The 21,609-nt window shown below is 62.1% G+C and carries 21 protein-coding genes; 13 read left to right on the plus strand and 8 right to left on the minus strand.

The features are described 5' to 3' along the window. Positions 1-17: 17 nt before the first annotated feature. Genes znuB through zur form a run of 3 tightly spaced genes read right to left on the minus strand, consistent with a single transcriptional unit; the run spans position 18 to position 2,054 of the window. Positions 18-800 carry a zinc ABC transporter permease subunit ZnuB gene (gene znuB, locus JV241A_RS27145; RefSeq protein ID WP_115084452.1) on the minus strand — a complete coding sequence of 261 codons (783 nt, stop codon included), beginning with the start codon at positions 798-800 and terminating at the stop codon, positions 18-20. Further along, positions 793-1,572 carry a zinc ABC transporter ATP-binding protein ZnuC gene (znuC, locus tag JV241A_RS27150; protein WP_115084451.1) on the minus strand — a complete coding sequence of 260 codons (780 nt, stop codon included), beginning with the start codon at positions 1,570-1,572 and terminating at the stop codon, positions 793-795. Before znuC ends, znuB begins: the two co-directional genes overlap by 8 nt. Beyond that, on the minus strand, positions 1,572-2,054 hold the full coding sequence (zur, locus tag JV241A_RS27155; protein WP_115084449.1) for a zinc uptake transcriptional repressor Zur: 483 nt from the start codon (positions 2,052-2,054) through the stop codon (positions 1,572-1,574). Before zur ends, znuC begins: the two co-directional genes overlap by 1 nt. A 66-nt stretch (positions 2,055-2,120) precedes the next feature. Here zur and JV241A_RS27160 point away from each other — a divergent pair, with 66 nt between their 5' ends. Next, positions 2,121-3,038, plus strand: a complete 918-nt coding sequence (locus tag JV241A_RS27160) for a zinc ABC transporter substrate-binding protein (protein ID WP_134065320.1) — start codon at positions 2,121-2,123, stop codon at positions 3,036-3,038. A gap of 63 nt (positions 3,039-3,101) precedes the next feature. On the opposite strand, the gene JV241A_RS27165 is transcribed toward JV241A_RS27160, so the two are convergent. Next, positions 3,102-4,052, minus strand: a complete 951-nt coding sequence (locus JV241A_RS27165) for a homoserine kinase (RefSeq protein WP_115084993.1) — start codon at positions 4,050-4,052, stop codon at positions 3,102-3,104. A gap of 64 nt (positions 4,053-4,116) precedes the next feature. Next, positions 4,117-4,404: a DUF2782 domain-containing protein gene (locus tag JV241A_RS27170; protein ID WP_115084447.1), complete on the minus strand. Its 288-nt coding sequence runs from the start codon at positions 4,402-4,404 to the stop codon at positions 4,117-4,119. Between the two features lie 74 nt (positions 4,405-4,478). On the opposite strand from JV241A_RS27170, the gene polA reads away from it, so the two are divergent. Continuing rightward, entirely contained in the window at positions 4,479-7,244 is a 2,766-nt protein-coding gene (polA, locus tag JV241A_RS27175) for a DNA polymerase I (RefSeq protein ID WP_134065322.1), read from the plus strand. 303 nt (positions 7,245-7,547) lie between these two features. On the opposite strand, the gene yihA is transcribed toward polA, so the two are convergent. Continuing rightward, complete coding sequence (gene yihA, locus JV241A_RS27180; protein ID WP_115084443.1) at positions 7,548-8,180, minus strand: ribosome biogenesis GTP-binding protein YihA/YsxC; 633 nt, start codon at positions 8,178-8,180, stop codon at positions 7,548-7,550. Positions 8,181-8,373: 193 nt separating this feature from the next. Here yihA and JV241A_RS27185 point away from each other — a divergent pair, with 193 nt between their 5' ends. The 7 genes from JV241A_RS27185 (at position 8,374) to JV241A_RS27215 (ending at position 15,571) form a co-directional block, all read left to right on the plus strand. After that, positions 8,374-8,676, plus strand: coding sequence for a c-type cytochrome (locus JV241A_RS27185; protein WP_038997819.1), 303 nt, complete (start codon positions 8,374-8,376; stop codon positions 8,674-8,676). 33 nt (positions 8,677-8,709) lie between these two features. Then, positions 8,710-9,327: a c-type cytochrome gene (locus JV241A_RS27190; protein ID WP_045200661.1), complete on the plus strand. Its 618-nt coding sequence runs from the start codon at positions 8,710-8,712 to the stop codon at positions 9,325-9,327. A 167-nt stretch (positions 9,328-9,494) separates the two neighbouring features. Next, complete coding sequence (gene dsbA, locus JV241A_RS27195; protein ID WP_115084442.1) at positions 9,495-10,124, plus strand: thiol:disulfide interchange protein DsbA; 630 nt, start codon at positions 9,495-9,497, stop codon at positions 10,122-10,124. 12 nt (positions 10,125-10,136) lie between these two features. Then, a complete protein-coding gene (locus JV241A_RS27200; RefSeq protein WP_115084441.1) occupies positions 10,137-10,991 on the plus strand; it encodes an endonuclease/exonuclease/phosphatase family protein in 855 nt (284 codons plus the stop codon). Positions 10,992-11,018: 27 nt separating this feature from the next. Beyond that, complete coding sequence (locus JV241A_RS27205) at positions 11,019-13,037, plus strand: GGDEF domain-containing protein (RefSeq protein WP_134065324.1); 2,019 nt, start codon at positions 11,019-11,021, stop codon at positions 13,035-13,037. A 62-nt stretch (positions 13,038-13,099) separates the two neighbouring features. Beyond that, positions 13,100-13,876: an N-acetylmuramoyl-L-alanine amidase gene (locus tag JV241A_RS27210; protein WP_115084439.1), complete on the plus strand. Its 777-nt coding sequence runs from the start codon at positions 13,100-13,102 to the stop codon at positions 13,874-13,876. A gap of 75 nt (positions 13,877-13,951) precedes the next feature. Then, positions 13,952-15,571, plus strand: coding sequence for an EAL domain-containing protein (locus tag JV241A_RS27215; RefSeq protein ID WP_115084438.1), 1,620 nt, complete (start codon positions 13,952-13,954; stop codon positions 15,569-15,571). A 12-nt stretch (positions 15,572-15,583) separates the two neighbouring features. Here the strand turns inward: JV241A_RS27215 and JV241A_RS27220 are convergent, their stop codons facing one another. Together JV241A_RS27220 and algB are read right to left on the minus strand one after the other, a co-directional pair. Further along, positions 15,584-17,359: a KinB sensor domain-containing domain gene (locus JV241A_RS27220; RefSeq protein ID WP_134065352.1), complete on the minus strand. Its 1,776-nt coding sequence runs from the start codon at positions 17,357-17,359 to the stop codon at positions 15,584-15,586. Positions 17,360-17,367: 8 nt separating this feature from the next. Beyond that, a complete protein-coding gene (gene algB / locus JV241A_RS27225; protein ID WP_115084437.1) occupies positions 17,368-18,714 on the minus strand; it encodes a sigma-54-dependent response regulator transcription factor AlgB in 1,347 nt (448 codons plus the stop codon). Positions 18,715-18,975: 261 nt separating this feature from the next. On the opposite strand from algB, the gene JV241A_RS27230 reads away from it, so the two are divergent. From JV241A_RS27230 to JV241A_RS27245, 4 genes are all read left to right on the plus strand, one after another. Beyond that, a complete protein-coding gene (locus tag JV241A_RS27230) occupies positions 18,976-19,758 on the plus strand; it encodes a BON domain-containing protein (RefSeq protein WP_240047908.1) in 783 nt (260 codons plus the stop codon). 173 nt (positions 19,759-19,931) lie between these two features. After that, on the plus strand, positions 19,932-20,216 hold the full coding sequence (locus JV241A_RS27235) for a hypothetical protein (protein ID WP_115084435.1): 285 nt from the start codon (positions 19,932-19,934) through the stop codon (positions 20,214-20,216). Positions 20,217-20,261: 45 nt separating this feature from the next. Next, positions 20,262-20,426 (plus strand): DUF1328 domain-containing protein, encoded by a 165-nt coding sequence (locus JV241A_RS27240; protein ID WP_010222609.1) that lies wholly within the window; start codon positions 20,262-20,264, stop codon positions 20,424-20,426. Positions 20,427-20,428: 2 nt separating this feature from the next. Continuing rightward, positions 20,429-20,899: an inhibitor of vertebrate lysozyme family protein gene (locus tag JV241A_RS27245; RefSeq protein WP_115084434.1), complete on the plus strand. Its 471-nt coding sequence runs from the start codon at positions 20,429-20,431 to the stop codon at positions 20,897-20,899. Positions 20,900-21,609 lie beyond the last annotated feature (710 nt).

Below are 21,609 nucleotides of genomic sequence, written 5' to 3' on the forward strand. Positions count from 1 at the left end.
GGCTGCACCCCACGCCTTCAGCGCCGGGGCAGTGCCAGGCTTAGCAAGAATAGCACTGCGGCGCAGACCACGATGGACGGCCCGGCCGGGGTGTCCTTGAACCACGATAGCGCTAGCCCTCCGCAAACCGCAGTCACCCCCAGCAGGCTGGCGCCCAGGGCCATCTGTTCCGGCGAGCGAGCGTGACGTTGCGCCGCAGCGGCGGGAATGATCAATAGCGAAGTGATCAGCAGCACGCCGACGATCTTCATCGCCACGGCGATCACTACCGCGATCAGCAGCATCAGCGCCAGGCGCAGCGCGGCGACAGGCAGGCCTTCGACCATGGCCAGTTCTTCATGCACGGTGACCGCCAGCAGCGGGCGCCACAGCACCACCAGCAACAGCAGCACTGCGGCGCTGCCGCCGAGAATCCAGGCCAGATCCCCCGGGCTGATGGCCAGCAGGTCGCCAAACAGGTAGGCCATGAGGTCGATGCGCACATCGTGCATGAAGCTCAGTACCACCAGGCCAAGGGAAAGCGTGCTGGGCGCAAGAATCCCCAGCAGGGTGTCCGAGGCCAGCGGCTGACGCTGTTGCAGGGTCACCAGCAGGATAGCCAGCAACAGACAGCCGACGGTTACCGCCAGGGCCGGGCTGACATCCAGCACAAAGCCCAGGGCGACGCCGAGCAGCGCGGCATGGGACAGGGTGTCGCCAAAATAGGCCATGCGCCGCCAGACCACGAAGGACCCCAGAGGGCCTGCGACCAGTGCCAGAGACAAACCTGCGAGCAGGGCGTAAAGCAGAAAATCAGCCATGCTTGCAGTGATCTCCGTGGACATGGCCGCCTTTGGCCGGGGTAACCACCGAGCCGTGCAGGTCGTGGGCGTGGTCGTGGTGGTGGTGATAGATCGCCAGACTCGGCGCGTTGCTGCCGAACAGCTCAACGAAAGCCGGGTCGCCGCTGACCTGCTCCGGATGGCCGGAACAGCAGACGTGACGGTTCAGGCAGACCACCTGGTCGGTGGTGCTCATGACCAGGTGCAGGTCGTGGGAAACCATCAGCACGCCGCAGCCATGACGGTCGCGCAGGCGGGTAATCAGGCTGTACAGCTCGGACTGGCCGGCGACGTCGACGCCTTGCACCGGTTCGTCGAGTACCAGCAGTTCAGGTTCGCGCAGCAACGCCCGGGCCAGCAATACACGCTGCATCTCACCGCCGGAAATGCCCTGGATCGGGCTGTCGATGACCTGTTCGGCGCCGACTTCCTTCAATGCCGACAGCGCCGCCGCGCGGTCAACGCCGGGTACCAGGCGCAAAAAACGCAGGACCGAAAGCGGCAAGGTGGCATCGACCTGAAGCTTTTGCGGCATGTAGCCGATGCGCAGCCGTGGCTTGCGCCAGACCTTGCCGGTATGCGGCTTGAGCAGGCCCAGCACGGCGCGCACCAAGGTGGTTTTGCCGGCACCATTGGGGCCGATCAGGGTGACGATCTGTCCGGGCTCCACGGCCAGGTCGATGCTGTCGAGTACCGCCTGGCCGGCGAAGCTCACGCCCACCTGTTCGAGGCGAATCAGCGCATTGCTCATCAGGCGCTCCGGCAGTTGCCGCACAGGCCAACCACTTCGACCGTCTGTGCTTCGACACTGAAACCGACCTCTTTGGCGCTGGCGACGATGGCGTCGCTGATGCTGCTTTGCTCAAGCTCGATGGCCACGTGGCATTCGCGGCAGATCAGGAACTGCCCCTGGTGCGCATGCTCGGGGTGACTGCAGCCGATAAAGGCGTTGAGCGAGGCAATGCGGTGCACCAGGCTGTTTTCCAGGAGGAAATCCAGCGCCCGGTACACGGTGGGCGGCGCCGCCCGGCGACCGTCCTGCTCGCTCAGCACGGCAAGGATGTCGTAGGCACCCAGCGGCTTGTGGCTCTGCCATACCAGCTCCAGCACGCGCCGGCGCAAGGCGGTCAGGCGCACACCCTGGCGTGCGCACAGCGCATCGGCCTCGGCCAGGGCGCTGTGCACGCAATGGGAGTGGTCGTGGGGGCGGTTGGCCAGCGGGGTTTTAGGCATGAGCGGCGACGGTTCTGATTGGAGACGTTATTATGTTACCTGTTTCAGCCCCTGTGAGTGGTCATCGTGTCCCGATTTTTTGCCCTTTTTGTCGCTTTTATCGCCACCTTGGCGATGGCCCAGGCACAGGCCGAAGTGCGTGTGCTGACCAGCATCAAGCCCCTGCAACAGATCGCTGCAGCGGTTCAGGATGGCGTCGGCACCCCTGAAGTGCTGCTGCCGCCAGGCGCCTCGCCGCACCATTACGCCCTGCGTCCTTCCGACGTACGGCGCGTGGGTGATGTCGAGTTGCTGTACTGGATCGGCCCGGACATGGAAGGCTTCCTGCCTCGTGTGCTCAAGACCCGCAGCAAGCCAAGCGTCGCCGTGCAGGACCTGCCTGGCCTGCACCTGCGCCACTTTGGCGAAGATAGCCACTCCCACGACGAAGATGGCGACGATCATGACCACGATCACCGCCCCGGCAGCCTCGATGCGCACCTGTGGCTGTCGTCGGTCAACGCCCGGGTGATTGCGGCGAAGATGGCGGCTGACCTCAGCGCTGCCGACCCTGCCAACGCGGCGCGCTACCAGAGCAACCTCAAGGCCTTTGGCGAGCGCCTGGATACACTCGACCTGCGCCTGCAAAAGCGTATGGCGGGTATCAGCGGCAAACCGTTTTTTGTCTTCCATGAGGCTTTCGATTACTTCGAATCGGCCTATGGCCTGAAACACACCGGGGTGTTCAGCGTGGCTGCGCAAGTGCAGCCAGGTGCTCAGCACGTGGCGGCGATGCGCAAGCGTCTGCAGGAAGTGGGCAAGACCTGTGTGTTCAGCGAGCCGCCACTGCGGCCACGGCTGGCCGAAACGCTGACGGCGGGGCTGCCGGTGACCCTGGCTGAGCTGGATGCGCTGGGCGGGACCGCGCCAGCCAGTGCCCAGGGCTATGAGCAGTTGCTGGAGACGCTGGGGAATGATCTGGCGGGGTGCCTGGAGAAGTTGTGACGCCCTGATCGCGGGGCAAGCCCGCTCCGACCTATTGTAGGAGCGGGCTTGCCCCGCGATGTTTCACAACGCAAACGGCAAAGCGATTTCCACCTGCTGCCGCGCCGCCAGGCGCACTTCAAAGTCCGCCGGATCGTGAATCAGCACGTCCATCCCGGCAAACGACTCGGCAGCAATCAAGCGCGACAGCCAGAAGCGCACGCAGGCAATGCGCAACATCACCGGCCACAGGTTGGCCTCGGCCGAAGTGAACGGCCGCAGCGCCGCATAAGCCCCCAGCAACGCCCGCGCCCGCGGGCCGTCGATGAGCCCGGCATCATCGCAGCACCAGTCGTTCAGGGTGATCGCCAGGTCGTAGAGCATCGGCCCCGAGCAGGCGTTGTAGAAGTCGATCAGGCCGGTCAGGTGGGTGCCTTCGAACAGCACGTTGTCGCGGAACAGGTCGGCATGCAGGTTGGCCCGGGGCAGCGCCATGATCTGCGCCTTGTGCTCGCCCACCTCGTCCAGGCAAGCCTGCAGCAGCTGGCGTTGTCCGGCGTTCAGGCGCGGCATCAGTTCGGCGCCGGTTTCCAGCATCCAGTCCAGGCCGCGGTCGGTCTTGCGCTCCAGGACCTTGTCACGGGTGGCCAGGTGCAGGTGCCCGAGCAACTCGCCCACCTGCACGCAGTGCTGATTGTTGGCGGTCTTGATGTGTTTGCCCGGCAGCCGTGGCTGCAGCAGCGCAGGCTTGCCGGCCAGCTCTCGCAGGGCCACGCCGTCGTTGCCACGCAAGGCGTACGGTACCGGCAGATCGGCCTCATGCAGCACATCGAGCAGTTCGATGAAGAACGGCAGGTCCTGGATCGGCCCGCGTTCGACCAGCGTCAGCACGTACTCCCCTTGTTCCAGGCTGACAAAGAAGTTGCTGTTCTCGGTACCGGCGGCAATGCCCTGGAAGTCCCGCAGGCGGCCCAGGCCGTACGGCGCCAGAAAGGTTTCCAGCTCAGGCCGGGTCAGGGGGGTGAAGACTGACATGATCAAAAATTGCCCATACGGGCACTTCAGCAGGGAAGTGCCAGGTTGATGTAAAGGGTACGGCTTACCACTCGAAGATTTTCCACGACGGGATCAGCATGTCCGGTTGGTCGGAGCGGATGAAATTGCCCTCCGAACCATCAGCGCGTACCAGGAAGTAAGGTTTGCCGCCTTTCGGGGTCACCTTGATTGCATACAGGAAGCCATTTTGCCGGTATTCCTGGATGGTTTTGTCGCCTTCCGTGCGAATGGTTACATCCGGATCAGCCGATGGCGCGTCGTCCGCTGCCAGGGTGACGACCGGAGTGACTGCCAACAGGCTGAGCAGCAACAGGCGATTTAGTGTACGCATGATAACCTTGTCCCTTTGTCGTCAATGTTCCGGACATTCTAGCGCCGGGCCCGTCGAAAAGGTTGATTCTGCACATGAGCCAAGCTCCCCTCGTCCTGGTGGACGGTTCCTCGTACCTGTACCGCGCCTTTCACGCGCTGCCACCACTGACTACCTCCAAGGGCCTGCCAACCGGCGCGGTCAAGGGCGTGCTGAACATGCTCAAGAGCCTGCGCAAGCAGTATCCGGACAGCCTGTTCGCGGTGGTCTTCGACGCCAAGGGCGGCACCTTCCGCGACGAAATGTTCGCCGAGTACAAGGCCAACCGGCCGAGCATGCCCGACGACCTGCGGGTGCAGATCGAGCCGTTGCACGCCAGCGTGCGTGCCCTGGGCTACCCGCTGCTGTGCGTCGAAGGCGTGGAAGCCGACGACGTTATCGGCACCTTGGCGCGCAGCAGCGCTGCGGCCGGGCGTCCGGTGATCATCTCCACCGGCGACAAGGACATGGCGCAGCTGGTCGACGGCCACATTACGCTGGTCAACACCATGACCGGTAGCGTGCTCGACGTGGCTGGCGTGCACGAGAAATTTGGCGTCGGTCCTGAGCACATCATCGATTTCCTCGCCCTGATGGGCGACAAGGTCGACAACATCCCGGGTGTACCGGGGGTAGGCGAAAAGACCGCGGTGGGCCTGCTGACCGGTATCGGCGGCGGCCTGAGCGACCTTTACCAGAACCTCGACAAGGTTCCGGCCCTGGCCATTCGCGGCGCCAAGACCCTGCCGGCGAAGCTTGAAGAGCACCGTGACGCGGCGTTCCTTTCCTATGAGCTGGCAACCATCAAGATTGACGTGCCACTGGACGTTGAAGTCGATGCGCTGGTCTGCGGCGAGCCAGACCGTGACGCGCTGCTGGCGCTGTATACGGAGATGGAATTCAAGAGCTGGATCGACGAAGTCCAGCGCGACGCCAAGCGCGCCGGCCAGGAGGTGGTGGTCGAAGCGCCGCAGGAAGTGGTCGAGGCCCAGTACGAAACCATCCTCGACCAGGCCCGATTCGACGCTTGGCTAGAGAAGCTGCGCCAGGCGCCACTGTTCGCTTTCGACACCGAAACCACCGGGCTCGATGCCCAGCAGGCGCAACTGGTCGGCGTGTCGTTCGCGGTCCAGGCCCATGAAGGCGCTTATGTGCCGTTGACCCATTCCTACATGGGCGTGCCCGAGCAGCTCGACCGCGACAGCGTGTTGCTGGCGCTCAAGCCGCTGCTGGAGGACCCGACCAAGGTCAAGGTGGCGCAGAACGCCAAGTACGACATGAACATCCTGGCCCACTGCGCCATCGGTGGTGGCGACATTGCCAACGGTATCCAGATGCAGGGCGTGGCCTACGACACCATGCTCGAGTCCTACGTGCTCGACTCCACCGCCACCCGTCATGACATGGACAGCCTGGCGCTCAAGTACCTGAACCACACTACCATCGGCTTTACCGACATCGCCGGCAAAGGTGCCAAGCAGTTGACCTTCGACCAGATCACCCTGGAACAGGCCGGCCCCTATGCCGCGGAAGACGCCGACGTGACCCTGCGTCTGCACCAGACCCTGCAGCAGAAGCTTGCGCAGATTCCAAGCCTGCAATCGGTGCTGGCCGACATCGAGATGCCGCTGGTACCGGTACTGGCCAAGATCGAACGCCAGGGCGCGCTGGTCGATGCCAAGCTGCTGGGCGTGCAGAGTATCGAGCTGGGCGAGAAAATGGCCGAGCTGGAACGCCAGGCCTTCGAGATCGCCGGCGAGGAGTTCAACCTCGGTTCGCCCAAGCAACTGGGCGTGATCCTCTACGACAAGCTCGGTATGCCGGTGCTCAACAAGACCGCCAAGGGCCAGGCTTCCACCGCCGAAGCGGTGCTGGCGGAACTGGCCGACATGGACTTCCCGCTGCCCAAGGTGCTGATGCAGTACCGCTCCCTGAGCAAGCTCAAGAGCACGTACACCGATCGCCTGCCAGAGCAGATCAACCCCCGCACCGGGCGTATCCACACCTCCTACCATCAGGCGGTGGCGGCCACCGGGCGCCTGTCGTCCAGCGACCCGAACCTGCAGAACATCCCGATCCGTACCGCCGAAGGCCGGCGTATCCGTCAGGCCTTCGTTGCGGCCCCGGGCTACAAACTGCTGGCGGCGGACTATTCGCAGATCGAGCTGCGGATCATGGCCCATCTGGCCCAGGACGAAGGCTTGCTGCACGCCTTCCGCAACGACCTGGACGTTCACCGTGCCACCGCTGCCGAGGTATTCGGCGTTGAGCTGGAGCAGGTCACTACCGACCAGCGACGTAGCGCCAAGGCCATCAACTTCGGCCTGATCTACGGCATGAGCGCCTTCGGCCTGGCCAAGCAGATCGGCGTCGACCGTAAACAGTCCCAGGCCTACATCGATCGTTACTTCGCCCGCTACCCCGGCGTGCTGGCCTACATGGAGCGCACCCGCGCCCAGGCGGCCGAGCAAGGTTATGTCGAAACCCTGTTTGGCCGGCGCCTGTACTTGCCGGAGATCAACGCCAAGAACCCGGCCCTGCGCAAAGGCGCCGAGCGCACTGCAATCAACGCGCCGATGCAGGGCACGGCGGCCGATATCATCAAGCGCGCCATGGTCGCTGTGGATAACTGGCTGACCGATTCGGGCCTGGATGCCCGGGTAATCCTCCAGGTGCACGATGAACTGGTGCTGGAGGTGCGCGAAGACCTGGTCGAGCAGGTGCGCGAGCAAATTCGTCCACACATGAGCGGGGCTGCCCAGTTGGATGTTCCGTTGCTGGTTGAGGTCGGAGTGGGGGCAAATTGGGACGAAGCGCACTAAAAATGCGCTGAAAATCGGGGAAAAGCTGCGGCATATCGTCGCGGCTTCTGGCCTGGCTAGATGGAATCAGTGCCGGAAATTTCCCATCTATCGCAAATAGTTTTTAAACGTCCGGAACTAAACCGGTGAACCGCGACTCAGAGTAACTGAATGGCTGGTGAAGCCCTTCGATGCTCCTATGTTGTGTTAAGTGTTGGCAGATATCTGGACCCCGCCCTAGCGGTCCGGAAACTTGAACCCCGAACTTCCCCCTCCCCATACGAAGTCCGGGGTTTTTTTTGCCCGGCGTTTGCCGGGCAGCCCTTATTCGGCGGGCTTGTCCGGCAGTTCCATCCAGCGCGCCAGCACCCCGTAGGCCTCTTCCAGGCCCTGACGCTTGGGCGCCGAAAACAGCTGGATCGACACGCTGTCGCCCCAGCCTTTGCGAATTTCCGACTGCACTTTGAGCAGGGTGTTCTTGGCTGCACCGAAGGTCAGCTTGTCAGCCTTGGTCAGCAGGATGTGCATCGGCATGCCCGAGGCGCGCGACCAGTCGAGCAGCATCATGTCGAAGTCGGTCATCGGATGGCGCACATCCATCATCAGGATCAAGCCCTTCAAGGCCTCGCGGCTGCCCAGGTAGGCCTCCAGGTGGCGCTGCCAGTGCTGCTTGAGCGGGATTGGCACCTTGGCATAACCGTAACCCGGCAAGTCGACCAAACGCCGTTCATCGTCCAGACTGAAGAAGTTCAACAGCTGGGTGCGCCCCGGGGTTTTCGAGGTGCGCGCCAGGCTGGCGTGGGTCAGGGTGTTCAGGGCGCTGGACTTGCCGGCGTTGGAACGGCCGGCAAAGGCCACTTCATAGCCCTGGTCGGGCGGACACTGGTCGACCTTGGCAGCACTGATGGCGAATTTGGCCTGTTGGCAGAGGCCGAGGATGGGGTTTTTGACTTGCATGGGATATCCGGTGTGGGCGTTGCCAGAGGCAGGCTCGGCAAGCGGTGTCGTTTCCGTTTCAGTAACGGGAGTATATAATGCCCCAGATTTTGTGTGCGCATTATCCCAGCGTAGGAGGATGTGCACGGGGGCATCGGATTCAAGCTTGCGCATTAGAACGCAGTGCAGCCCCCAACCCTGAAAGGTCGTTCGCATGACGAAATGGCTGCTTGTTGTCGGTGTCTTGATACCGTTATTCAGCGCTCAGGCTACACAGGATCCCGAGGCGTTGTACAACCGCACGTGTGCGGCTTGTCACGCCGGGCAGCTGCCACAGGCACCGAAAGCAGGTGATCGTGCGGCTTGGGAGCCAAGACTGGCGAAGGGTATGGAGATGCTGGTGGTGCATGTCACCCAGGGTTTCAAGGCTATGCCAATGCGTGGATTGTGCATGGACTGCAGTGCCGAGGACTACCAGGCAATCATCCAGTGGATGAGCCAAAGTCCCGATACATAACTCTTTCACCCTTAGCCGTAGTTGGATTAGCTGATGAACAAACTACTCGTGAGTCTGCTGTTGACCTTGGGCATCACCGGTGCAGCCAATGCCGCAGAGCCTATCAAAGGGGATGCCGCTGCTGGTCAGGCCAAAACTGCTGTATGTGGCGCTTGTCACAATCCGGACGGCAACAGCCTGGCGCCGAACTTCCCGAAACTTGCAGGCCAGGGTGAAAAGTACCTGGAAAAGCAATTGCATGACATCAAGTCGGGCAAGCGCACCGTGCTGGAAATGACCGGCATGCTGGCCGCCTTCAGCGACCAGGACCTAGCGGATATCGCCGCTTACTTCTCCAGCCAGAAAGGCAGTGTCGGCGCGGCTGATCCGAAGCTGGTCGAGCGTGGCCGCGCCCTGTTCAACGGCGGCGACGTCGAGAAAGGCCTGCCGGCCTGCACCGGCTGCCACTCGCCTAACGGCGCAGGCATTGCCCTGGCCGGCTTCCCGCACCTGGGTGGCCAGCACTCCAGCTACGTAGCCAAGCAGTTGACCGACTTCCGCGAAGGCAACCGTACCAACGATGGCGATGCCACCACCATGCGCACCATCGCTGCCAAGCTGAGCAACAAGGACATCGAAGCGCTGTCCAGCTACATCCAGGGTCTGCACTGATCCGCGCTTTAACGCTGGGTTAATACTGCGGCGCAAAGATGAAAAGGGTGGCTTCGGCCGCCCTTTTTTGTGCCCGCTGCCGTTACACTAACGAACTCGGGCCTGCCTCGACCTGTCCTGCGACCGGTCGCGCCAAGGCGACTCAATAGACTGCTCAGGAGTAAAGCATGCGTAATCTGATTCTCGGCGCCGCGCTGGTCACCGCCAGCCTCTTCGGCATGACTGCCCAGGCGGCAGAACCGGTACCCTCCGACCGGTATACCGAGCTGCAGAACCCGGTTCCGGTGTCGGTACCTGGCAAGATCGAAGTGGTCGAACTGTTCTGGTATGGCTGCCCGCACTGCTACAGCTTCGAGCCGGTGGTCAATCCATGGGTCGAGAAGCTGCCCGAGGACGTCAATTTCAAGCGGATCCCGGCGATGTTCGGTGGCCCTTGGGATGCCCACGGCCAGATGTTCCTGACCCTCGAAGCCATGGGTGTTGAACACAAGGTTCACGCTGCGGTGTTCGAAGCCATTCAGGTTCAGCGCAAGCACCTGACCAAGCCTGAAGAGATGGCTGACTTCCTCGCCACTCAAGGTGTTGATCGCGACAAGTTCCTCGCCACCTTCAACTCCTTTGCCATCAAGGGCCAAGTGAAGCAGGCCAAAGATCTGGCCCAGAAGTACGGCATCACCGGCGTACCGAGCATGGTTGTCAACGGCAAGTACCGCTTTGACCTGGGCACCGCCAAAGGTCCGCAGGGCGTGCTGAATGTCGCTGACTACCTGATCGCCAAGGAGCGCGCCGCTAAGTAAGCGGCGCCAGCCATGCGCCGCTGGAGAACCGAGCGTGGCGTTGGCCTGCATGATCCGCAGGTCAACGAACATCACTTGCAGGCCAACGGCCTGCCAGAGGATGGCCGGCTGCGGCTGCTCAGTTTCAACATCCAGGTCGGCATCAGCACCGAGCGTTACCGCCATTACCTGACTCGTGGCTGGCAGCACTTGCTGCCGCACACCGGGCGGGCCGGCAACCTGCAGAAAATCGGCGACCTGCTCGCCGATTTCGACCTGGTCGCCTTGCAGGAGGCCGACGGCGGCAGCCTGCGCTCGGGCTACGTCAACCAGGTCGAGCACCTGGCCCAGCTCGGTGCTTTCCCTTACTGGTACCAGCAGCTCAACCGCAACCTCGGTCGTCTGGCCCAGCACAGCAATGGCGTGCTCAGCCGCCTGAAGCCGCAACTGCTCGAAGATCACCCGTTGCCGGGCCCTGCCGGGCGTGGGGCAATCCTGGTGCGTTTCGGCGAGGGTGAAGACGCCCTGGTCGTGGTGATGATGCACCTGGCCCTTGGCTCCAAGACCCGAGCCCGGCAGCTTGCCTACATTCGCGAACTGATCGGCGGCTACCGCCATCAGGTACTGATGGGTGACATGAACACCCATGCCACCGACCTGCTCGAACACTCGCCGCTGCGCGATCTGGGCCTGATCGCGCCCCAGATTCAAGCCACCTTCCCCAGCTGGCGGCCACAGCGCTGCCTTGATCATATTCTGCTCAGCCCGAGCCTGACCCTGGAGCGGGTCGAGGTTCTGGCCCAGCCTATTTCCGATCATCTTCCGGTCGCGGTTGAGATTCGTTTGCCTGATGCCCTTGCTGTGGATACGCTGCCCGCTTTGAGCTAATTGCCATTACCCTCTGCGGACCCAGGCATGACCGACGAAGCCCAGCGCTGGAAAGAGAAATACCTCAAGAGTATCGAGCAGCAAGAGAAGCTGGAGCGCCGTTGGGAGGCCCGTCTCGACCTGTTGCGCCGTGGTCTTGTGCGCAGCACGCTGGCCGCTGAAGGCAGCGACCGCGCGGTGGACCAGTGCATGAAGGAAATGCGCGAGGTGATCCGCACCGACAACATGGACGCCGCCCTCGCCGGCTTGATCCCGCGCCTGGAAAAGGCCGTGCTCGATTCCGAGCAGCGCCGGGAAACCCGTATCGCTCAGGTCACCACTGCCCTCGCCTCGCTGGTCAGCCAGTTGCAGACCCTGCCCTTGCCCAGCGACGTCAGCCGACCGCTGAAAAAATTCGCCAAGCAGGTCGAGGCCCGCGCCAGCCAATCCCGGGAAATGCCCCTGCTGCTGGGCGAGTTGAGCGGCTTGCAGGGCCAAGCACTGCTGGCGCTGGAGCGGCCTGAAGAGGCGCATCGGCCCGGCTTGCTGCAGCGTTTGTTCGGAAACCGCGAAGCCGAAGCAGAAGCCGAAGCCTTGCAACCGGCGCTCGCAGGAACAGCAGTGGCTGTACCTGAGGCCAGAGAGCAGCTTGCGCCGATGCCGCAAGCTGTTGTGGAAACTGCACCGCAAGAGCCCGTCGATATCGATGAGTTGCAGCCCTTGTCGGCTGCTCAAGCGCTTGTGCCCGAGGCGTTCGAGCCCGCAACGGTCGAGGCTGAAGCTAACGAAGAGCCACCGCTTACGGCTGCGCCCGAGCCCGAGCCCGAGCCAGTTCTAGAGCTGCCAACAGAGCCCGAACCCGAACTGCCAGCGCCGGTCGAGTCCATCATTTTGGACAGTGAGCAGGATGTATTGGCGTTACTCGAACATAGCCCGGACGATCCCCCCGCTCACCAGCCAGAAGCCGAGGCTGTCGACGATGAGGACGCCCAGTACGCCCTGCCCGATGGCACCGAGCCCACTTACAGCTCGGTCGCAACTCATATTGAAGAGACTCTGCTTGGCTTGCTCGACGACCTGACCCTGCCCGAACGCCACAAGGCCCAGGCGCAATCCATGCGCGAGCGCCTGGAGCACGGCCTGAACTGGTATGAGCTGCTGCCGGTGCTGGATGATCTGGCAGTGCTGATGCTGGCGATCAACGACAGTGGCCAGCACGAATTCGAAGCCTACCTGCAGCAACTCAACGAACGCCTGGAGTCATTCCAGAGCCACCTGCACGAAGCCAGCGAAGGCCATGCCGACAATACCTCGGCAGCGCGCGACCTCGACAGCCAGCTGCGTGAGCAAGTCGATGGCCTGCAAAGCAGTGTGCAGGGCGCAGCCGACTTGGGCAGTCTCAAAAACATCCTCGAAAACCGCCTCGAAGGCTTGCTCGGTACCATGGACGAGCACCAGCAACAGCGCGATCAGCGCGAGCAAGAGATGGCCAGTCGCCTGCATGGCTTGGCCGAACGGGTGGCAAGCATGGAGCAGGAAGCCCTGGGCTATCGCGAGCACCTTGAGGAGCAGCGTCAGAAAGCCCTGATCGACCCCCTCACCGGCCTACCCAACCGCGCCGCCTGGTCGGAGCGGGTCGATCAGGAAGTGCTGGAGTGGCAAGAAAGCGGTGGCCACCTGCTAATGGCGATCCTCGATCTTGACCATTTCAAGCGTATCAACGACAGCTATGGCCACCTGGCTGGCGACAAGGTGCTGAAGATTGTCGCCAGCGTCCTGCGCAAGCGCCTGCGCAGCCGTGATTTCATCGCCCGCTTTGGTGGTGAGGAGTTCGTCTTGCTGATTCCGCAAACCTCGCTGCCTGCTGGCTGCCAACTGGCGGAAACCTTGCGCGCAGCCATTGAAGCCTGCCCGTTCCACTTCAAGGGCGAGCGGGTGACCATCACCTTGTCGATCGGTATCAGCGCATTTCGCAGCGGTGAGCGCAGCGAGGTGGTGCTCAAGCGGGCGGACGAGGCGCTGTACCGGGCGAAACATCTTGGTCGAAATCGTGTCGAACAGGGCTGAGTGGCAACATTGGGGATACGGTAAGCTTACGCTTTGCAGACTCTCATCACAGTGCCCTCTCCATGAAAGCGTTTTTCACCGCCCTCCTGCTGCTGACCCTGGCAGGTTGCGCCACTGGCCTGCGGATCGATCGCAGCCACACCTCCGCCAACCAGGACGAACGGATCCAGTTCGTCGTCCTGCATTACACCAACGCGTCGCTGGAGCGTTCCCTGGCCTTGCTGACCCACGGTGAAGTCAGCAGTCATTACCTGATTGGCGATTCACCGGCGACCGTCTATCAACTGGTCGACGAGGGCCGCCGTGCCTGGCATGCCGGCGACAGCCAGTGGGATGGCCGCACCTGGCTCAATTCCACCTCCATCGGTATCGAGATCGTCAATCCGGGTTTTACCGACACGCCAACCGGGCGGGTCTGGCAGCCGTACACCGAGGCACAGATCGAAGCGCTGATCGTCCTGCTCAAGGACATCGTCAAGCGCAACAACATCAAACCCCGCTACATCATCGGCCACAGCGATATCGCGCCGCTGCGCAAACTCGACCCGGGTCCGATGTTCCCCTGGAAGCGCCTGGCAGACGCGGGGCTTGGGGTCTGGCCGAACGCACAGGCCGTGGCCCGGCAGCAGGCGTACTTCAATGTCAATCCGCCGAGCATCACCTGGTATCAGCAGCAGTTGAAGCGCTTTGGCTATGCCATCGAGCAGACCGGCGAATACGACGTCAGCACCAAGCACGTGTTGGCAGCCTTCCAGATGCGCTTCCGCCCCCAGCGTTTCGATGGTGTGCCGGATGCACAAACAGCGGCGATGTTGCAGGTGCTCAACAGCAGTCGTTAACCGGCACCGCCCAACGGGCAGGCTGACTTGGCTGGCAGTTGCTATACCTCTTGGTATTCAACTGGATGCTTATTGATGTCAGCTGCCCTGTCCGTGCTGCGCCACCTGCTCTATCGTCCCTGGTTATTGGCCATACTCGCGGCTACGGCCAGCGCGATCCTGTTGCTCATGGCCAGCGTTGGCGTGGCCATGCACCAGATACAGCAAAGCGAAATCGAGCAGATGAACGCCAAGGGCGAGCGTTTTCTCGTGCGCCTGGAACAGATATTCGGCCAGTTGCGCGAAGGCGTCGATCAGCTTCAGGCCCAGCCTTTGCGGGGCTGCGACGCCAATATGCTAGCGGCCTTGCAGCAGGTCGGCTTCAGCTACCGTTTCGTTTATGAAGCCGCCTACGTCGATGGCACTATCGCTTGTTCCAACCGCATCGGCGAGCGCACCATCAATCCGTTACGCCCTGCCGATATCCAGGGCCCTACCTACAGCTACTGGCTCAACACCACCACTGAACCCGATGACAACCTGGCGGCGTTGATGCTTGGCCGTGGCAAATTTCTCGTCGCCACTTCCCGTGGGCACCTGACCGATGTGGTCGACCTGCCGCCGGAGGGCAGCTTGCTAGTGGTGCTGGACAACGGTGCACGTGCAGTTCCGGTACTTGGCCCGCCGCAAGTATGGCCGCCGTCAACCGACTGGCCGCCGGCCTCCAACGATTCCCTGCTGGAGCTGTCGGACCGGCTTATCTACCGTATGCCGACCAAGTCGCCGGACTATCAGCTTGTGCTGATCGCCCCGCGGGCCAGCTTGCCGTTGAAGATGAACGGCATTCTCTGGCTACTGTTCCCAGGCAGCCTGGTGCTGGCTTGGTGCATTGGCTGGTTGGTGCTGCAGCTGGTTCGCCAGCGTCGCTCGATGAGCTCGGAGCTGCAGGGCGCCTTGCGCCGGGGGGAGTTGCAAGTGCTCTACCAGCCGATCTTCGAACTCACCAGCCGCCGCTGCGTGGGGGCTGAAGCCCTGGTACGCTGGCGACGGCCGGATGGCACGCTGACCAGCCCGGACTTGTTCATCCCGCTGGCGGAGAACACGGGGCAGATCCGTCAGATTACCGACTTCGTCCTGCAGCGAGTGCTGGAGCAATTGGGCCAGTTGCTGCGCGCCAATCGCCAGCTGTACATCTCGGTAAATCTTGCCGCTTGCGATGTCATGGTGCCGAGAATCGGTCGGGTAGCCGCGAGGTTGCTGGCTTTGCACCATGTGGCGGCCAGCCAGATTGCCTTCGAGGTCACCGAGCGCGGGCTGATTGATGTAGTGGTGGCCCGGGATAACCTGCAAGCCTTGCGGGCGGTGGGGCATCAGGTGTTGATCGATGATTTCGGCACCGGCTATTGCAGCCTGGCCTACCTGCAAACCCTGCCGGTCGATTGCCTGAAGATCGACAAGGCCTTTATCGATGCATTGGGCCATGACGCGGCCAGCAGCGGGGTGGCGCCGCACATCATCCGCATGGCCCACGCCCTGCAGTTGCGGGTGATTGCCGAGGGTATCGAGTACGAAGACCAAGCCTTGCTGCTGAACAGTGAAGGGGTCAATTACGGCCAGGGCTGGCTGTTCGCTCATCCGCTCAACGCCCGCCAGTTCATCGAGCTGATCACCCGCGGCCGGCGTCTCGGGCCTCGTCGCATCGACGATGAAGCCTGAGCCGCAGGTGAATCAGACCGGCAAGGCCATATAGAACTGGGTGCCCTGGCCTGGCCGCGAATACACCCCCATGCGCCCGCCGTGCAGCTGGACGATCTCCTTGCACAGCGCCAGGCCCAGGCCTGCACCGCCCTTTTTGCGCCCGACCTGGACGAAAGGCTCGAAGATCCTGCCCTGCTGGCCGTAGGCGATGCCCTCACCGTTGTCTTCGATGCTGATGATCACCCGCTCGGCGTGACGGCGTGCATGCAGACGGATGCGCCCGGCATTCGGCGTATGGCGCACGGCGTTGTCGAGCAGGTTGTCCATGACCCGGTCCAGCTGCGCGGGGTCGGCCTGGATGCGCGGCAGGGGCGCAGTGAGTTCGACCTGCAACTCGATCTGCTTGTCGTTGGCCGCAGCAGCAAAACGCTCGCAGGCACGGCCCAGCAGTTCGTCGATGGCACAAGGGGTGAGTTCGAGCTTTTGCAGGCCGCTCTGGTAACGGGAGAAGTTCAGCAGGTCATTGATCAGCTGGTTCAGGCGCTGCATCTCTTCGCCGATGGTGTCGGACAGGTCCGCCTCCCGCGAATCAGGGGCAAAGCTCAGGCGCTCACGCAGCAGGCCGAAAGCCATGTGCATGCCGGTCACCGGCGTGCGCAGCTCATGGGAGGCACGCAGGACGAATTCACTGCGTACCCGTTCGAATGCGCGTTGTTCGGTGACATCGTGCAGCACCATCACCGCGCCGAGGATTTGCCCTTGTGGATGGCATACCGGTGTCAGGCTGTAGGAAAGCAGCCGGGATTCTTCATCTATTTCCAGGCTGAGATCATCGGGCACCCGGTCCAGGGTGCCGCCGCGCAGCACCAGGCGCAGTTGTTCGTCCAGCTCCGGGCGCTGCAGGGCATCGCCAAGCCCGGTGCACAGGCGTGCATCTTCCCAGCCCAGCTGGCGTTGGGCGACCGGGTTGAGGTGCTCCAGATGGCCCTGGCGATCGATGATCAGCAAGCCGTCGTCGATGCTGTCGAGCACCGCTTGCAGACGCTGCTGGCCGGCCAGTACTTCGTCGATGTTGGTTGCTTGATGCTTGCGCAAGGCTTCGGCCATCAGGCCAAAGCGGCGGGTCAGCTGGTTCAGCTCCAGGGCGTGGGCGACCGGCAAGGTCACCTCGAAGTTGCCTTGGCCGATCTGGTCGGCGGCCTTGGCCAGTGCTTCGATCGGCTGGCCGACGCGGCGGGCGATGCCATGGGCTGTAACAAAACCGAGAATCAATACTGTCAGGCCAACCAGGCCGAGCAAGCCGCCAATCAGCAGGGCGCGGTCATGGGCTTTCTGCTCGCTTTCGTTGATGTGCTGCAAGGCGCGTTTATGCGATTCGACCAGATCGGCACGCAGTACGTTGAAGGCGTGGCCCAACGGTTGGTCCGCGCCCAGACTCTTGGAAGGCGAGCTACTGCTACGGTAGGCCTGGAGGAAGGCCTGGTAATCGATACTGGCTTTGGCAAAGCCCTGATCGCCAGGGCTGTCGTCGTCATGGTTGATGCCTTCGTCCAGCAGTTGCTGGAACTGCCTTTGCAGCCCTTCGAGGGCTGGTTTGTCCTGGGAGTCATCCAGCAGCAGGGTCAGTTGCTCGCCCAGGTTCTGCCGTAGCTTCAGGCCCAGGTCGAGGGTCACCGAGTTTTCCCGCACCAGCGCCTGTTGCGCGTTGGCCATCTGCAGCACGCTGACCAGGCCCAGCAGCAAGCCGAACAGCGCGACAGTGATCAGCGCTGAAATGCTGAGGAAAAGCCGCGTGCGCAGCTTCATCGCCAGTTTCACAGGTTGTACTGCTTGCGTTTGCGGTACAGGGTCGAGGCATCAATACCGAGGGTCTTGGCGGCCTGGTCGAGGGTTTCACTGGTGGCCAGTACCGCACCGATATGGGCGCGTTCCAGTTCATCCAGGCTCAGCGCCGCGCCAATGCGCGGGGCATTGCTGGCCGGTTGTTCGGCCATGCCCAGGTGGCTGATCTCGACGCGCTCCTGGGCACAGATGATGCTCGCCCGTTCGACCACGTTGCGCAGCTCGCGGATATTGCCTGGCCAGCGGTAATTGAGCAGCGCGGCGCGCGCTTCGTCGCTGAACGCGCGTGCCGGTCGCGAGTATTCCTTGACGAAGCGGGCGAGGAAACGATCGGCCAGGGTGAGAATGTCTTCGCTGCGCTCGCGCAATGGCGGCAGGTGCAGGGTGATGACATTCAGACGGTACAGCAGGTCTTCCCGGAAGCGTCCTTCGCGGACCATGTCCTCAAGGTTGAGGTTGGTCGCGGCCAGAATCCGCACATCGGCACGGCGGGTCACCGGGTCGCCGACCCGCTCGTATTCCTTGTCCTGGATAAAGCGCAGCAGCTTGGGTTGCAGGGTCAGCGGGAAATCGCCGATCTCGTCGAGGAACAACGTACCGCCGTCAGCCTGGTTAACCCGGCCCAGGGTACTTTCGCTGGCACCGGTAAAGGCACCGCGGCTGTGGCCGAACAGCTCGCTTTCCATCAGCTCGGCGGTCAACGACGGGCAGTTGATGGTCACGCAGGCTTTGCGCGCACGCTTGCTCCAGCCGTGAATGGCGCGGGCCAGTTCACCTTTACCGGTACCGGACTCACCGAGAATGAGGATGTTGGCGTCGGTGGTGGCGACCTGGCGGGCAGTTTCCAGCACTACCATCATCGCCGGGCTGTGCGAGTCGAGGCCGTCCTTGGGTTTGCGGACTTCGCCTTCCAGTGCTTCCAGGCGTGCCGACAGCTGACGGACTTCCAGTTGCTTGGCAGTGGCCAGGCGCAACTGGTCCGGGCTGCACGGCTTCACCAGGTAATCGGCGGCACCGGCCTGGATTGCATCAACCGCGGTGTCGACCGCCGAATGCGCAGTGACGATCACCACGCGCATCCACGGCGCCTGGATACGCATCTGCGCCAGTACATCCAGACCGTTGTCCTCGCCCAGGCGCAGGTCGAGGAAACACAGGTCGAAGACTTGTCGTTGCAGCAGGGTTTCGGCCTGCGCCGCACTGTTGGCGGTGGCCACACTGTAGCCTTCATCTTCGAGACAGTAGCGGAAGGTTCGCAGGATGGCGGACTCATCGTCGACCAGCAGAATACGGCCTTGATGTTCCTGGGCTGGCTCCATTTCCTACGCTCCTTTGAGAATGATCTAGGTTAGTGTCGGAAAAATCGGGCAAGTTGCATGGTTCATTCTGATTCATTCCGCTGTCTGCATGGTAGCCGTTCGCCCAGCACTTATCTAACCCACTGAAAAGTCAGCGGTTGTTTACCCGCAAGGAACTGGCACGGGCTCTGCGAAGACAAAAGACTCTGACCCATCGGAGGCTTTGTCATGTCCGCGCCCTATCCGTTGGCAGTCGCTACTGCCCTGTTCCTGCTGCTGCCGATGGCCAGCAGCGCCGCCGAATCGCCTTCTTCCAGCGTGCAGCAGGCCCGCCAGGAAGGCGCCTTGCAAACTGCATTGGCGCTCAACCGCTTGCTCAACCCGTTCAAGATCGAGGTCAAGGTCCAGGGCAGCACGGCGCATTTGCAGGGTGAGGTGGAAAACGAGGTCGAGCGTCAGCTGGCCGAACGTATTGCCCTGGCGACCCGCGGCATCGAGGCGGTGCAGAACGACCTGCAGCTAAATGCCGAACTGGTCGAACAACCGCTGGAGCTGCGCGCCTATGCCCAGCGCCTGGAGGACGCGACCCTCGCCTCCATTATTCGCGCGCGCCTGCTGTGGAGCACTCATACCCAGGCAGCCCCTATAGAAGTAGACAGCCGTGAAGGTGTGGTCACCCTGCGCGGCCAAGTCAGCAGCGCCGAAGCCAAGGAGCTGGCGGGCGTACTGGCAAGCTCCACCGAGGGCGTTTACCTGGTCAACAACCTGATCAGCCTGGGTGCCGCGGATATGGCCAGGTTGCGCGAAGAGCGCCAGGAGCTGGTTGCCGATCCGCAGCTCAGCGACGCCTGGATCAACGACAAGGTGCAGACCAGTTTCATGTACAGCCGCAACCTCGATGGCCCGAACATCAAGGTGGCGACCCAGGATGGCGTGGTGCGCTTGTCTGGCGAGGTGGTCAGCAGCGAGCAGAAGACCATTGCCGTCGAGGTCGCCCGGCAGATTCGCGGCGTTCGCGGGGTCGATGCCGACATGCTCAAGGTGGCGAGCAAGGTCCCGGGCTGATCATGCAAAACGCACGAGCGCCTGCGCCCGATCGTGCAGGATACGTTTCGGTCGGGATCCAAATATATGGATAACATATTGATTTTTAACGATAAAAAATTGTTTTAAAGGCTGGCATGCAGGCTGCAATGACTACATCAAGTCAACAGTAAACGCAGCAGGAGGAGCACGGCATGAACCGCTACCCCGCCACCCTAGTGCAGGTTTCTTCGCTTCAGCTGCGCCAAGGCCTGTTTTTCAGCCTGGCGCTGTTGCTGACCCTGATTGCCGGTCAGCTCTATAACAGCTGGGAAACCGCGCACAGTGCCGAGCAGCTGGCTGCCCAGGCAGCGCTGGTGGCGCAGGTTCAGGCGCAACGCTCCATTGCACCGCTGCAGGCCCGGGTCGCACTGTCTACGCCAGTGACCACTCCAGCCGTTGTTGATAACGCTGCACCCCGTGATCGCTGGGTGTTTTAAGCGAGCACCCAAGGACCTCTTCTAAAAACGGTAAGGAGAATCACCATGTTGAGTTGGGCCATCACCTTCCTGATTATCGCCATTGTCGCTGCCGTGCTGGGCTTCGGTGGTATCGCCGGCGCCGCTACCGGTATCGCGAAGATTCTGTTCATTATCTTCCTGGTGCTATTCGTGGTGTCCTTCTTCTTTGGTCGCCGCGGTAGGGGCTGAGTATGAGCACAACGCTAGGCAGAGCCCTGGTTGCCGCCCTGATCATGGGCGGCAGCGCAGTGGCAATGGCGGCCAATGACGGCCAGGTCCGGGCCAATCAGGTTCTTGGCTCGGACCCTGAATACCGGGAAACCTGGCAGGACGTGGTCAAAAACGAAGAGCGCTTGCCCGAATGGGTCCTCAACCTGAGCGGTACCTCCGAGCAACAGATGTCGGCGGTTGAGGAAGATGGCGACAAGTATCTGGTCGGACCGTTGTGCGAGTCCGAGCAGAAATGCCTGAACAAGCGCCTGATCGTTGCCTTCAGTTGGGACAAGGACGAAGCCTACGGGATGCTGGTTGAAGTACCCGAAGGGTTGCCGTCCGACAAGTCGCCCACACGCCACGCCGACTACCGATGGCTGGGCAAGCCGGACGAAGGCATGCAGGCCCTGCTCAAGGAGCAACTCAAGCGGGATCCGAACTGGTACTGAGGTGTTGCTCACACATCAGTACATATATAGAAGCTGAACCTTTTTCCATTTCAGGCTTCTATGCTGCGCCACCCGAGGAAGGCAGGCGCATGACCAAGGGGCCGGGCTGCTCTGATTGTTTCAGGATCGGAGGGGCCTAGGGGTACAGGGAGTACCTCCGATGAGGGCCGGGTCAGGTGCAGCGGTAGCGGAAGTTCCGGGTCGGGTAACTGCCTTCAGGCAGAGGTGCCCGACCGGGCTTCCGTAGCGCTCTTTGAGGCAATCGCCTTTTCCTCGCAGTAAATTCGTTTTTCCTACCGAAGCAGTCGACGCATATTTTTGCCCGACCGTACATCGATATTTTTTCACCCCGCCGCCCTACCAAAGTCGAAGCAATTTCACCCATTCGGATTGTCGAACAAAGGCCTTTGCCTTGCAGGTGGATACCTCTATATCTGCCGGATTATGGCGCTTTGGCCATCGTCGGAATTCCGAACGGTAGGCGAATAACCCATTGTGACGTACGATTTGGCCGATAAACCTCATGCCGATTCGGCATAGGGTAGTCGTTTACGGCATTAGACGGAGCCCCCCCACGTCGGAATAGTTGCGCCTTTTTTCGCTGGCCTGAGCGTTCCTACGCTCGCTTGCGGTGACCTTTTACGATGTCATCGGCAGATAACAAAAACGATACGGATCGCTGGCAACAGCTCTGGATCGCGGTTATCAGC

The organism is Pseudomonas sp. JV241A (assembly GCF_900275665.1).
In the GTDB taxonomy this organism is placed as follows: domain Bacteria; phylum Pseudomonadota; class Gammaproteobacteria; order Pseudomonadales; family Pseudomonadaceae; genus Aquipseudomonas; species Aquipseudomonas wadenswilerensis.

Bases quoted from the DNA above. Each gene is read 5' to 3' on its own strand.
- JV241A_RS27205 (WP_134065324.1), top strand. From the start codon at position 11,019: ATGACCGACGAAGCCCAGCGCTGGAAAGAGAAATACCTCAAGAGTATC.
- JV241A_RS27200 (WP_115084441.1), top strand. From the start codon at position 10,137: ATGCGCCGCTGGAGAACCGAGCGTGGCGTTGGCCTGCATGATCCGCAG.
- JV241A_RS27170 (WP_115084447.1), bottom strand. From the start codon at position 4,404: ATGCGTACACTAAATCGCCTGTTGCTGCTCAGCCTGTTGGCAGTCACT.
- dsbA (WP_115084442.1), top strand. From the start codon at position 9,495: ATGCGTAATCTGATTCTCGGCGCCGCGCTGGTCACCGCCAGCCTCTTC.
- JV241A_RS27245 (WP_115084434.1), top strand. From the start codon at position 20,429: ATGAGCACAACGCTAGGCAGAGCCCTGGTTGCCGCCCTGATCATGGGC.
- JV241A_RS27220 (WP_134065352.1), bottom strand. From the start codon at position 17,359: ATGAAGCTGCGCACGCGGCTTTTCCTCAGCATTTCAGCGCTGATCACT.
- JV241A_RS27235 (WP_115084435.1), top strand. From the start codon at position 19,932: ATGAACCGCTACCCCGCCACCCTAGTGCAGGTTTCTTCGCTTCAGCTG.
- znuB (WP_115084452.1), bottom strand. From the start codon at position 800: ATGGCTGATTTTCTGCTTTACGCCCTGCTCGCAGGTTTGTCTCTGGCA.
- algB (WP_115084437.1), bottom strand. From the start codon at position 18,714: ATGGAGCCAGCCCAGGAACATCAAGGCCGTATTCTGCTGGTCGACGAT.
- polA (WP_134065322.1), top strand. From the start codon at position 4,479: ATGAGCCAAGCTCCCCTCGTCCTGGTGGACGGTTCCTCGTACCTGTAC.
- JV241A_RS27240 (WP_010222609.1), top strand. From the start codon at position 20,262: ATGTTGAGTTGGGCCATCACCTTCCTGATTATCGCCATTGTCGCTGCC.
- JV241A_RS27165 (WP_115084993.1), bottom strand. From the start codon at position 4,052: ATGTCAGTCTTCACCCCCCTGACCCGGCCTGAGCTGGAAACCTTTCTG.
- JV241A_RS27210 (WP_115084439.1), top strand. From the start codon at position 13,100: ATGAAAGCGTTTTTCACCGCCCTCCTGCTGCTGACCCTGGCAGGTTGC.
- yihA (WP_115084443.1), bottom strand. From the start codon at position 8,180: ATGCAAGTCAAAAACCCCATCCTCGGCCTCTGCCAACAGGCCAAATTC.
- JV241A_RS27185 (WP_038997819.1), top strand. From the start codon at position 8,374: ATGACGAAATGGCTGCTTGTTGTCGGTGTCTTGATACCGTTATTCAGC.
- JV241A_RS27230 (WP_240047908.1), top strand. From the start codon at position 18,976: ATGGCCAGCAGCGCCGCCGAATCGCCTTCTTCCAGCGTGCAGCAGGCC.
- znuC (WP_115084451.1), bottom strand. From the start codon at position 1,572: ATGAGCAATGCGCTGATTCGCCTCGAACAGGTGGGCGTGAGCTTCGCC.
- JV241A_RS27190 (WP_045200661.1), top strand. From the start codon at position 8,710: ATGAACAAACTACTCGTGAGTCTGCTGTTGACCTTGGGCATCACCGGT.
- JV241A_RS27215 (WP_115084438.1), top strand. From the start codon at position 13,952: ATGTCAGCTGCCCTGTCCGTGCTGCGCCACCTGCTCTATCGTCCCTGG.
- zur (WP_115084449.1), bottom strand. From the start codon at position 2,054: ATGCCTAAAACCCCGCTGGCCAACCGCCCCCACGACCACTCCCATTGC.